An 11,695-nucleotide genomic window follows, 5' to 3' on the forward strand; every position below is an offset into this window, starting at 1 on the left:
GACAACGGCCCCGACGCCGAACAAAACACCGCACCCCAAACCAGCCCCGCCGGCGATTGAGGCGCCGCCGGAGGCGACAACGGCCCGGACGCCGAACGGGGCACCGCGGCGCAAACCAGCCCCGCCGGCGATTGAGGCGGGGGCGGCCGCGGCGGGGGGCTGGGCCGCGCGCCGCGGAACCGGCCCCGCCGGAAGGTGGGGCGTCAGTGCGCGTCCGCCGGGGGCAGGCGCTTGCGGGCCAGCCGGGCCGCCACCACCGTGCGCGGCAGGTGCCGCACGGCCAGGGCGTACGCCTGGTAGCGCCGCCCGGTGATGCTCAGCGGACGCCGCCGGGCGAGGTCGCGCAGGGCCTGGGCCACCACGGCCTCCGGCTCCAGCCAGACCGCATCGGACAGCTTGCTGACGTCCATGCCCGCCCGCTCCTGGAACTCGGTCCGGGTGAAGCCGGGGACCACCGCGAGCACCCGGACCCCGTACGGGGCCAGGTCCACCCGCAGCGATTCACTGAAGGCCGTGATCCAGGCCTTGGCCGCCCCGTAGGTCCCGGTGGGCAGCAGACCGGCGACCGAGGACACGTTCAGCACGGCCCCCCGGCGCCGCTCCCGCAGCCCCGGCACCAGCGCGTGGGTCAGCCGCAGCGGGACCTTGACCAGCAGGTCGAGCATCCGCTCCTCGTCCTCGACGGGGCTGTACGGGAAGGGCGCCGGGAGCCCGAAGCCCGCGTTGTTGACCAGGACGTCCACCGGCCGCACGGTGTCCGCGAGCCGCGCGACGACACCGGCGCACTGTGCCGGGTCGAGCAGATCGGCGGCCAGCACCTCGGCGACCACGCCGAAGTCCCGGCCCAGTTCCTTCGCGAGGGCGTCCAGCCGCTCCTCGTCCCGCGCGACGAGGACGAGGTCGCAGCCCTTGGCGGCGAAGCCGCGGGCGAAGGCGGCCCCCAGCCCGGCGCTGGCTCCGGTGATCAGAACGGTGGTTCGGTTGCTCACGTGCGCATCACTTTCCGGCGGTTTCGGGCAGTTCGGGGGCGAAGGTCCGCGTGGCGGCGGATCCATAGGCCTGGGCGACCTCGACGAGGAAGCTCTTCTCGTCCTCCAGGTCGCTGCCCTCGACGGTGCCCGTGGGTCCGTGCACCGAGGAGGGGACGTACAGCGGCTCGGCCCCGTCCGGCGACCGCCCGGCCGATCCGTCGAGCTTGGCCTGGCGCGCCTCCTTGAGGACGCAGGCCAGCGCGGCCGCGCCGCGGCGCGGGGCGGCCACCCCGGCGCCCGCGACGTGGTGGCGGGCCAGCTCCGGGACGCCCGGGGCGACGTACTCGTTCAGGATCAGGATCGCGTCGCGGGTCTCGATCACCTTCCGGTAGACCAGCAGGTCGCGCGGGACCGGCGGCCACAGGAACTCCACCACGCGCCCGGCGCGCGGCTTCGTCAGCGCCACGTGCGGGACCGCCTCGACCAGGTCGCGCCACAGCGGCCACAGGCGCCAGGCGGTGCCGACGTCGGAGACGGTCCGGCGCAGCCCGAAGAGCACGGGCACGAGCAGGGCGGCGGCCCGCAGCAGCCCGTGCAGGTTCATCAGCAGCGGCAGCCAGGGCATGGCGGCGGTGGCGCCGAAGAGCAGCTTCAAGAGGTAGACGAACCAGAACGCCCCGGCGAGCGCGGTGCCGAGGCCGAACAGCCACAGTCCGGCGGCCAGTCCACGGCTCTCGGTGCGCAGTCCGTAGCGCCAGCACAGGGCCACGCAGGCGGCGTTGGCGGCGAGGTGCGCCGAGATGAGCACGAGCCAGTACCCGAGGGAGGGGACGGGATCGCCGTGCGGCGGGATGGTGTGGGTGCCGTGTCCGGGGGCGGCCAGGTCGAGCAGGACCAGCGCGGCGAGCAGGCCGATGGTGGCGCCGGCGGCGCTCCGGCGCAGCAGGTGGCCCCGGCTGGTGGCCGCGGCGACGAAGGAGAGGACGGCGCCCGCCGAGAAGACCCCGATGAGGTTGCGGACCAGTCCGACGGTGTGCGAGTTCCGCGGATCGCGCATCGCGTAGGTGACCACGTCGGGCAGGTTCAGGGTCATCGCGGCGGCGGCGGTGGCGACGGCGAGCAGCAGTCCGCGCTGTTGCGGGGAGCGGACGGCGGCCGGGGAGCGCAGCAGCACCGCGAGCCACAGGCACACCACGCTGGGCACGGCCAGGGAATCCCCGAAGGCGGCGATCGGGTCAGCCGCCATGCTGCACCCGCCGGTACCCCATGGCGGACTCCAGGCGGGCCAGCGTCCCGGCGGCCTCGTCGACCGGGGGCAGCCCCGCGCTGGTGCGGATCAGGCTGGCCAGCATCTCGGCCTCCTGCTCCTGGCGGTTGGTGTAGTTGGTGCGGCCGAGGATGACCGGGGCGTGCGCGCCGCTCTCCTCGCCCTCCAGGGAGTTGTGGCCGAAGAGGATGTGGCCCAGCTCGTGCAGGACGATGTGCTCGCGGTGCAGCGGTGAGGTCTGGGCCTCGTAGAAGACGTAGTCGATGCTCGTGGTGCCCACCCACAGGCCGCACACACCGGACTCGGCGGCTTCCTTGGGGAGCGGGTGCAGCCGGATGGGCCGGCCCCGCTGCTCGGCGATCCGCTCGCACAGGGCGTCGAGGGAGAACGGGTGCGGCAAGTCCAAACGACCGAGAATGGTCTCGCAGCGTTTGCGCAGGCTGAGTTGCCGGTATGGCATGTGCTCCCTCTTCGGACCCTTTCCCGGGCAGCGTCGATAGGCAGGGGCTGATGTGGGCATGACGTCCTGAGGGGGGATCAGGGAAGCCCGCGCGCCGAATGGCGAACGGGCGTTCCCACATGCCTACAGATCGGGTGCCGGAGTTGGCAAGGCAGGCCCCCGGGCAGGGGGGTTATTCAGCCAGTCCTTCCTGCCCGGGCTTGCGACCTGCGCATCAGCCCCCGGCGCTGCCGGGGTCCGTCGGGCGTCCGTCGGGCGTCAGCGCCCGCGGCGCTCGTCCGGGCCGGTCAGACCGGCCCGGCGCAGGGCGTCGGCCATCGCGCTGTTGGCCGGCGCCGGAGCGCCCTTACCGGCGCCCTGACCGCCGCCCGCGCCACCGCGGGCGCCGGACGCGCCCCGGGCGCCACCGCCCGTGCCACCGCCGTTGCCGTTCCTGCCCGCGCCGCCTCCGTTGCCGGCGCCGGCGCCCTTGCCCGCGCCGCCGCGGCCCTGACCACCCTGGCCACCCTGGCCGCCCTGGGCGCCGCCGCGCTGCTGCGGCGGGCGGGAGCCGGAACCGCGCTCGCCGCGCTCCTGGCGGGGCCGCGGGGCGCCCGCCGCGCGGTCCGCCCCTTCGTCCTCCAGCCGCAGGGTGAGCGAGATCCGCTTGCGCGGGATGTCCACGTCCATGACCTTCACCCGGACGATGTCGCCCGGCTTGACCACGTCGCGGGGGTCCTTGACGAAGGTCTTCGAGAGCGCCGAGACGTGCGCCAGGCCGTCCTGGTGGACGCCGATGTCGATGAAGGCGCCGAAGGCCGCCACGTTGGTGACCACGCCCTCCAGGATCATCCCCGGGGCCAGGTCGCCGATCTTCTCCACGCCCTCCTTGAAGGTGGCCGTCTTGAAGGCGGGTCGCGGGTCGCGGCCCGGCTTCTCCAGCTCGCGCAGGATGTCCGAGACGGTCGGCAGGCCGAAGGTCTCCGTGACGAAGTCCGCGGGGCGCAGGGAGCGCAGTACGGTGGTGTTGCCGATCAGCGCCGCCACCTGGCCGCCCGCCTGCTTGCCCATCGCCCGGACCACCGGGTAGGCCTCGGGGTGGACGCTGGAGGCGTCCAGCGGGTCCTCCCCGTCGCGGATCCGCAGGAAGCCGGCGCACTGCTCGTACGCCTTGGGGCCGAGCCGGGCCACGTCCTTGAGCGCCTTGCGGCTGCGGAAGGGGCCGTTGGCGTCGCGGTGGGCCACGATGTTCTCGGCGAGACCGCCACTGATGCCCGAGACCCGGGAGAGCAGCGGCGCGGAGGCGGTGTTGACGTCCACGCCGACCCCGTTCACGCAGTCCTCGACGACCGCGTCGAGGGAGCGGGAGAGCTTCACCTCGGACAGGTCGTGCTGGTACTGGCCGACGCCGATCGACTTCGGGTCGATCTTCACCAGTTCGGCGAGCGGGTCCTGCAGCCGGCGGGCGATGGAGACGGCCCCGCGCAAGGACACGTCCATGTCCGGGAGTTCCTGCGAGGCGAAGGCGGAGGCCGAGTACACGGAGGCGCCCGCCTCCGAGACCATCACCTTGGTCAGGTTCAGTTCGGGGTGCCGGGCGATCAGGTCAGCGGCGAGCTTGTCGGTCTCGCGCGAGGCGGTCCCGTTGCCGATGGCGACCAGGTCGACCGCGTGCTCGCGGGCGAGCCGGGCGAGCTTGGCGAGGGATTCGTCCCACTTGTTGGCCGGCACGTGCGGGTAGATCACGTCGGTCGCCACGACCTTGCCGGTGGCGTCCACGACGGCGACCTTCACGCCGGTGCGGAAGCCCGGGTCCAGGCCCAGCGTGGCGCGGGTACCGGCGGGCGCCGCGAGCAGCAGGTCGCGCAGGTTGGACGCGAAGACGCGGACCGCCTCGTCCTCGGCGGCCTGGCGCAGCCGGGTGCGCAGGTCGAGCCCCAGGTGCACCTGGATCTTGGTGCGCCAGGCCCAACGGACCGTGTCGGCGAGCCACTTGTCCCCGGGGCGGCCGCGGTCGGCGACCCCGAAGCGGCGGGCGACCATGCCCTCGTAGGTGGAGGGGCCGGGGGTCTCGCTCGGCTCCTCGGGCTCCAGGGTGAGGTCGAGGACGTCCTCCTTCTCGCCGCGCAGCATGGCGAGGACGCGGTGCGAGGGCAGCGCGGTGAGGGGCTCGGCGAAGTCGAAGTAGTCGGCGAACTTGGCGCCCGCCTCCTCCTGGCCGTCGCGCACCTTGGCGGCCATCCGGCCCCGGGTCCACATCCGTTCGCGCAGCTCGCCGATCAGGTCGGCGTCCTCGGCGAACCGCTCGGTGAGGATGGCGCGGGCGCCTTCGAGCGCGGCGGCCGGGTCGGCGACGCCCTTGTCGGCGTCGACGAACGCGGCGGCCGCGGCGACCGGGTCCACCGAGGGGTCGGCGAGCAGCCCGGTGGCGAGCGGCTCCAGGCCCGCCTCACGGGCGATCTGCGCCTTGGTGCGGCGCTTGGGCTTGAAGGGCAGGTAGATGTCCTCCAGCCGGGCCTTGGTGTCGGCCGCGTTGATCATGGCCGTCAGGGCGTCGTCGAGCTTGCCCTGCTCCCGCACGGACTCCAGGATCGCGGCGCGGCGGTCCTCCAGCTCGCGCAGGTACCGCAGCCGCTCCTCCAGGGTGCGCAGCTGGGCGTCGTCGAGCAGCTCGGTCGCTTCCTTGCGGTAGCGCGCGATGAACGGCACGGTGGAGCCGCCGTCGAGCAGCTCGACGGCGGCCTTGACCTGCCGCTCCCGTACGCCGAGTTCCTCGGCGATCCTGCCTTCGATGGACGTCGTCACGTTCCGGTCCCGCCTTCGTCTGCACTGCCGCACTGCACTGGAAGCTGCCAATTGTGGCAGGTGGCGGTGGCGGAGGTCGGGAACCCTGCCGATCGGCCGGCGGGGCCGGGCCGTTCCCGGCCGGCGTCAGCCCTTGCCGGTGAGGTCGGCCGGGAAGGCGCCGGCGCGGATGGCCCGGACGACGAGGGCGCCGCCCAGCTCGTGCAGGCGGGCCAGGCCGGCCGCGCCGAGGTGCTCGTACGGGGCCGCGTCCAGCCGGTCGGTGTCCGCCTCCAGCCGCTCGCGCAGCGCCGTACCGGCCTCGGTCAGCTCGTGGTCGGCGCCCAGGAGCCCGCGCTCGCGCAGCCGGTCGGCGGCGGCCGCCAGGTCGTCCGCGCTCCAGCCGCGGGTGGCCCGCAACCACTTCGAGGTCATGCCGTGGCCGGTGGCGTTGTGGCTGACCAGCGCCTCGACGGGGTCGAGTCCGGCGATGAGCAGGGCGGCGAGGTGACCGTCACCGCGGTGTTCGCGCAGCAGGGTGGTGGCGTGCCACAGGCGCAGGTGCGGGGCCTCGGGGACCGGCAGGTCGGCGTGGGCGGAGTAGAGCGGGCGTCCGTGCCGGGTGCAGCCCTCGGTGGCGCGCATCGCCAGGTCGGCCGCCTCGGCGAGCTCCGCGGAGGCCAGGACCTCGGCGCCGAGCAGTCGGGTGAGGGTCGCGTCGACGGCCCGCAGCCGGGCGGCGAGGACCTGCTCGGGGTCCGCCTTCTGCCACACCGCGGGCAGGAACTGGGCGAGGTGGGCGTGGCTGTAGTTGTAGAAGGTCGCGGCCACGGTGCCGGGACCGACCGCGCCCAGGGCGGCGCTGCGGGTGCTCAGGGGCGCGGCCGAGCCCTCGATGCCGAGGAGGGCCAGTTCCCGGGCGAGATCCGGCGAGAAGTAGATGGTGGCGTGCAGCGGATTGATGGCGGCGTGCCAACAGCGGCGGGCGGCGAAGGGCGGGAGGGTGGAGAGCGTCATACCCAGCACCCTACCGACTGATTGGTATGTACAACAGGGTCGCTGGAGCCCGCCCGTGAGCCCGCCCACCAGGCCGGCGCCGGCCGCCCGCCGGCCCCGCGACCGCGACCGCGAGATCCGGCCGTTCTTCGTCGCCCACCGGCCCCGCCCCACCTGGCCGGGGGTCGTCCGGATGGCGTGGTGTGACGTCCGAATGGCGATCGTGTGACAGCAGGGGCCATGGACATGACGTGGGGCGCAGGGGTGAATACGGTCGAACACACAAGCCCTGATCCGAGCTGAACACCGCTCAGGAGAACCGTCTCCCCTACCCCTTGGAGTCCTTCGTGCGACGCAAAGTCATCGCCCCGAGCGTGCTCGCCGCCTCCCTGCTGCTGGTGATCCCGGCGTCGGCGGCGACCGCCGTTCCTGGCGCCCCGGGTATCGGCGATCCCTATTACCCGGCCAGCGGCAACGGTGGATACGACGTCTCGCACTACGACTTGAGACTCCAGTACCAGCCCAAGACCGACCTCCTGGAGGGCACGGCCACCCTCCTGACCACCGCCAAGCAGGACCTCTCCCGCTTCAACCTGGACTTCGGCCTCCAGGTGAGCGAGATCCGGGTCAACGGCGTCAAGGCGAAGTTCGCCAAGACCGGCACCCAGGAGCTGGAGGTGACCCCCGCGACCGCGCTGCAGAAGAACAAGCAGGCCACGGTGGTCGTCAAGTACGCGGGCAAGCCATCGGAGTTCAAGGTCGACGGCTGGTCGGCGTGGGCGCGCACCCCGGACGGCGCGGTCGCGGCGCAGGAGCCGGACTCTGCCATCTGGTGGTTCCCGAGCAACGACCACCCGCTGGACAAGGCGACGTTCGACGTCTCGATCAACGTCCCGGACGGGCTCCAGGCGATCAGCAACGGCGTGCTCCAGTCGCAGAGTTCGAAGCTCGGCTGGACCCGCTACAACTGGCGCTCCAACAAGCCCCAGGCCACCTACCTGGCCACCCTCGCCATCGGCAAGTTCGACATCACCACGGACAAGACCGCGAGCGGGCTGCCGGTGCTCAACGCCTACAGCGTGGACCTGGGCGACAACGCGGGCGCGGCGCGGGCGAGCGTCGAGCGCACGACCGAGGTCGCCGAATGGCTGGAGGGGGTCTTCGGCCCGTACCCCTTCAACGCGCTGGGCGGTTACGTACCGAATGTGACCAGCGGCTTCGCGCTGGAGACCCAGACCCGACCCTTCTACAGCCCGCGCCAGTTCGCGAACGGCGCCAACGTCCAGGTCGTCGTGCACGAGCTGGCCCACCAGTGGTACGGCGACAGCGTCTCGGTCGACGGCTGGAAGGACATCTGGATCAACGAGGGCTTCGCCCGCTACAGCCAGTGGCTGTGGTCGGAGAAGGAGGGCGAGGGGACCGCCCAGGAGCTGGCCGACTGGACGTACTCGAACCGGCCCGCCGAGGACCCGTTCTGGCAGGTCAAGCCCGGTGACCCGGGCGCCGACAAGCAGTTCGACGCGGCCGTCTACGACCGGGGCGCGATCGCCATCCAGGCGCTGCGCAACGAGGTCGGCGACGAGAAGTTCTTCAAGATCCTCAAGGGCTGGCCGACCGAGCGCGCCTACGGCAACGCCAAGGTGAACGACTTCGTCCGCTATGCCGAGCGGGTCTCCGGCAAGCCGCTGGCCGACCTCTTCGAGACCTGGCTGTACACCCCGGGCAAGCCCGCCTTCTCCGCCCCGGCGGCGAAGGCGCCGGGCGCGACGGGTCGCTCGCTCGCGGCTCCGGCGCCCGCCGCGGCCCCGAAGGCGGAGCCGAAGTCGTGGAAGAAGATCGCCGCGACGAACAACGTCCACGACACCGAGCAGGGGCAGGGCCACGGCCACGGTCGCTGAGCTCGCCCGGCCGTCCTGACGGTCGCCGTACGGCCGGCCGCGCGCCGTCGCCCCTCAGTGGGCGGCGGCGCGCCACCGCGCCCGGGCCTCCCGGGCCACGGGCAGGTACCGCAGCCGCTCGGGCAGCAGCGGTACGACGGTCCGCACGACCGCGCTGAAGCGGCGCAGCCTGCGCTCCTGGGCCGGGCTCCACTCCAGCCCGATGGCCGCCCGCGCCTCCGGCGGCATGTAGCCGACGGTGGCGAAGGCGCGGAAGCGCAGGAACAGGGTGCGCAGCAGCGGCCAGGCGAGCCGGGTGAGGACCCGCACCGGTAGCGGCCCGCCCGTGGGGCGGGGCAGCGGCACGTCGGTGGCGACCAGTTCGCGGGCCACCGGGGTGGACTCGATCTCCTCGGCCAACATCCGGTGGTAGTGCGGCCAGTACTCCTCGATGGTCGCCGGCATGTCCCGGTCGTGGATGCCGAGGATCCGACCGACCTGGAGCCACTCGGTGTAGAGGGCCCGCTCCTGGGCGGGGGTGAACGCGCGGAAGAGGTACCGGGCGGCGTAGAGGTAGACCGGGAAGCCGGAGGCGTGCACCCAGGAGTAGCAGGCCGGGTCGAGGGCGTGGTAGCGCCGCCCCCGGGTGTCCGTGCCCCGGATCTCCTTGTGCAGCCGCCGCACCCGGCGCCCCTCCTCCACGGCCGCCTCGCCGCCGTACACCCACAGCTGGACGGAGCGGATCGAGCGCTCCCCGCGCCCCCAGGGGTCGCTGCGGAAGACCGAGTACTGGTCCACGCCCGCACCGATCGCCGGGTGGGCGACCTGCATCGTGAAGGCGGGCGGCAGCATCAGCAGCGCGCGCACGTCTCCCGCGATGGTCCACAGCACCCCGCCGGGCGGCGGCGGAGCGACGTGACCACTGGTGCCAGAGTGACTTCCGGTGCTCTTGGATCGCGTGGGACTCATGGCACAAGTATGCGAGCGCGAGAAGTCCCTTCCCCCGTCGGAAAGTCTTGTCCTGGGTGTTACCCAGAGGTAACTGCAGATGATGTGATGGCGCAGCCGATCTTCCCCCCGCAGGAACGATGGAGTCCTCATGCTGCCCAGCACGCCCCGCCGCACCCGTCGCGCCAAGGCCGCCGCCACGGCCGTCGGCGCCCTCACGGCCGTCGCGCTCGCCGTCACCGCCGCCCCGGGAGCCTCGGCCGCGGAGTCCGCGCAGGACGCGACGCCGCGCCTCAAGGTACTGACGTACAACACCTTCCTGATGAGCACCAACCTCTACCCCAACTGGGGCCAGGACCTCCGGGCCCGCGAGATCCCGAAGGCGTCCTTCTTCCAGGGGCACGACGTGGTCGTCCTCCAGGAGGCCTTCGACAACACCGCCTCGGACGCGCTGAAGGCCAACGCCGCCGCGCAGTACCCCTACCAGACCCCGATCGTGGGCCGGAGCAAGGACGGCTGGGACGCGACGAGCGGCGCGTACTCCTCCACCACCCCGGAGGACGGCGGGATCACGATCCTCAGCAAGTGGCCGGTCCTGCGCAAGGAGCAGTACATCTACAAGGACGCGTGCGGCGCCGACTGGTGGTCCAACAAGGGCTTCGCCTACGTCGTCCTGAACGTGAACGGCACCAAGGTGCACGTGGTGGGCACCCACGCGCAGTCCACCGACTCGGGCTGCAAGGCGGGCGAGGCGGCCCAGATGCGCAGCCGCCAGTTCAAGAACATCGACGCCTTCCTGGACGCCAAGAACATCCCGGCGGGCGAACAGGTCATCGTGACGGGCGACATGAACGTCGACTCGCGCAGCCCGGAGTACGCCTCCATGCTCGCGGACGCGGACCTGGCCGGCGCCGACTCGCGCACGGGCCACCCGTACTCCTTCGACACGGCCACCAACTCGATAGCGAACTACCGCTACCCGACCGACCCGCGCGAGGACCTCGACTACGTCCTCTACCGCGAGGGCAACGCCCGCCCGGCCAACTGGAACAACAACGTGGTCAAGGAGCAGTCCGCCCCCTGGACCGTCTCCAGCTGGGGCACCTCCTACACCTACACCAACCTCTCCGACCACTACCCCCTGATCGGCTCGTAACCCCCGCCGGACGCGCCCCCCGGCCCCCTACGGGCGGGCCGGGGGGCGCGTCCGGTGCGTGCGGGTGAACCGGCGGACCCGCCTGTTCCGCCCTCAGGTCCTCAGGTCCTCAGGTGGGTGGCGTACGTGTGGGCCGCGGCGAGGTCCTGCGGGTTCGGGTGGTCCTTGTTCAGGCCGCCGACCAGCGCGAAGGGTGCCCAGGTGTCGAGGGCGCGACAAGTGAAGGGGGCCTCCACCGTGAAGCCGCGGGCTTCGAGGAGCCGGGTCGCGGGGCGGGTGAAGGGGGCCCAGGGGAACTCGGGGAGGCCGCTGGTGGCGAAGACGAACGCACGTCCCCGGCCGACGGGGAGGGCCTCGACGAAGTCGGTCAGGCTGCGGTGGACCGTGACGGCGCTCACACACCGAACGGCCGGGGCGCCGCGCGTCCGGAGTGAGTACGGTCTGCTCATGCAGAACTTGGGGCTGGAGCAGCGGGGGCACGTCCTTCTCATAGCGGGAGGCACGGCAGTGCACCGCCGCGCCGTGCAGGTGGCGCCGAGCGCCAATCTGGCCGCGCTCGGGGTGGTTCCGGCCTCGGTACTGCTGAACAGCGGCCTGCCCTGCGATACGACCTACCTCGACGGGGCGCGCGATCCGAACCTGGTGTTGACGCGCCTGCGCGCGGCCGCGAGCACCCGGGGCCCGCTGCTGGTGTACCTGTCGGGCCGGCTCACGCTCGACCGCCGCGGCCGCCGGCTGCACCTGGCCCTGGCCGCCACGACGCCCGGGTCCGTCCGCTACACGGCCCTGCCGTGGGAGTGGCTGGGCACCGAACTCCGGGACCGGCCCCCCGGGTCGACGACGGTGCTCCTCGACCTGGTCGCGGACAAGGCGGCGTGGCCGCTGCTCCAGGAGTACGCGGGACTGCCCGTCTCCTCCTCGGCCGAGGTCTACGGAGTCGTGTCCCCGCCCGGCTTCGCCGGCAGCGGCAACACCGTGAGCGGTTACACCCGTTGCTGGATCGACCAGCTCGCCAGCAGCCCGGGCCGCCCGGCCAACCTCCAGCTGCACGCGCTCGCCCTGGGCGCGGCGGCGCTGCCACCGGGCACCGTGGTCCTGCCGACCGCCCGTGAACTCGCCGCGCCGGCGCCGGCGCAGCCCTCCGCCCCCGTCGTCGGGGCCGGGGTTCCGGGAGCGGGACCACCCCCGCAAGAGGGTGGCGGGGTAGAGGCGAGGCAGAGGCTGTGGCCTAAAATCCCCACCGCTGCGAAACCCAGC

At 72.9% G+C, this 11,695-nt stretch carries 9 protein-coding genes and 1 pseudogene; 3 read left to right on the forward strand and 7 right to left on the reverse strand.

The window, feature by feature from the left end:
* Window positions 1-203 precede the first annotated feature (203 nt).
* From ACZ4UB_RS36235 to ACZ4UB_RS36255, 5 genes are all read right to left on the reverse strand, one after another.
* Complete coding sequence (locus ACZ4UB_RS36235) at window positions 204-989, reverse strand: SDR family NAD(P)-dependent oxidoreductase (protein WP_468076994.1); 786 nt, start codon at window positions 987-989, stop codon at window positions 204-206.
* Window positions 990-996: 7 nt separating this feature from the next.
* Complete coding sequence (locus ACZ4UB_RS36240) at window positions 997-2,217, reverse strand: MAB_1171c family putative transporter (protein ID WP_468076996.1); 1,221 nt, start codon at window positions 2,215-2,217, stop codon at window positions 997-999.
* Window positions 2,207-2,644: a hypothetical protein gene (locus tag ACZ4UB_RS36245; protein ID WP_354380854.1), complete on the reverse strand. Its 438-nt coding sequence runs from the start codon at window positions 2,642-2,644 to the stop codon at window positions 2,207-2,209. Before ACZ4UB_RS36245 ends, ACZ4UB_RS36240 begins: the two co-directional genes overlap by 11 nt.
* A gap of 312 nt (window positions 2,645-2,956) precedes the next feature.
* The gene (locus tag ACZ4UB_RS36250) at window positions 2,957-5,482 is read right to left on the reverse strand and encodes a Tex family protein (RefSeq protein WP_468076998.1); all 2,526 of its coding nucleotides are present in this window, start codon (window positions 5,480-5,482) and stop codon (window positions 2,957-2,959) included.
* A 126-nt stretch (window positions 5,483-5,608) separates the two neighbouring features.
* Complete coding sequence (locus ACZ4UB_RS36255) at window positions 5,609-6,478, reverse strand: SCO6745 family protein (protein WP_354380852.1); 870 nt, start codon at window positions 6,476-6,478, stop codon at window positions 5,609-5,611.
* 326 nt (window positions 6,479-6,804) lie between these two features.
* On the opposite strand from ACZ4UB_RS36255, the gene ACZ4UB_RS36260 reads away from it, so the two are divergent.
* The gene (locus tag ACZ4UB_RS36260; RefSeq protein ID WP_468077001.1) at window positions 6,805-8,355 is read left to right on the forward strand and encodes a M1 family metallopeptidase; all 1,551 of its coding nucleotides are present in this window, start codon (window positions 6,805-6,807) and stop codon (window positions 8,353-8,355) included.
* Between the two features lie 54 nt (window positions 8,356-8,409).
* On the opposite strand, the gene ACZ4UB_RS36265 is transcribed toward ACZ4UB_RS36260, so the two are convergent.
* A complete protein-coding gene (locus tag ACZ4UB_RS36265) occupies window positions 8,410-9,303 on the reverse strand; it encodes an oxygenase MpaB family protein (protein ID WP_468077003.1) in 894 nt (297 codons plus the stop codon).
* Window positions 9,304-9,433: 130 nt separating this feature from the next.
* On the opposite strand from ACZ4UB_RS36265, the gene sph reads away from it, so the two are divergent.
* Complete coding sequence (gene sph / locus ACZ4UB_RS36270) at window positions 9,434-10,438, forward strand: sphingomyelin phosphodiesterase (RefSeq protein ID WP_468077005.1); 1,005 nt, start codon at window positions 9,434-9,436, stop codon at window positions 10,436-10,438.
* A 101-nt stretch (window positions 10,439-10,539) separates the two neighbouring features.
* On the opposite strand, the gene ACZ4UB_RS36275 is transcribed toward sph, so the two are convergent.
* Entirely contained in the window at window positions 10,540-10,836 is a 297-nt protein-coding gene (locus ACZ4UB_RS36275; protein ID WP_468077007.1) for an NADPH-dependent FMN reductase family protein, read from the reverse strand.
* Between the two features lie 49 nt (window positions 10,837-10,885).
* Between ACZ4UB_RS36275 and ACZ4UB_RS36280 the strand changes: the two are divergent.
* A pseudogene (locus ACZ4UB_RS36280) lies at window positions 10,886-11,695 on the forward strand (hypothetical protein); the annotation flags it as partial.

This window comes from Streptomyces sp. NPDC028419, assembly GCF_055565515.1.

Coding starts and splice junctions, on each gene's coding strand:
- ACZ4UB_RS36240 (WP_468076996.1), bottom strand. CDS start 2,217: ATGGCGGCTGACCCGATCGCCGCCTTCGGGGATTCCCTGGCCGTGCCC.
- ACZ4UB_RS36255 (WP_354380852.1), bottom strand. CDS start 6,478: ATGACGCTCTCCACCCTCCCGCCCTTCGCCGCCCGCCGCTGTTGGCAC.
- ACZ4UB_RS36265 (WP_468077003.1), bottom strand. CDS start 9,303: ATGAGTCCCACGCGATCCAAGAGCACCGGAAGTCACTCTGGCACCAGT.
- sph (WP_468077005.1), top strand. CDS start 9,434: ATGCTGCCCAGCACGCCCCGCCGCACCCGTCGCGCCAAGGCCGCCGCC.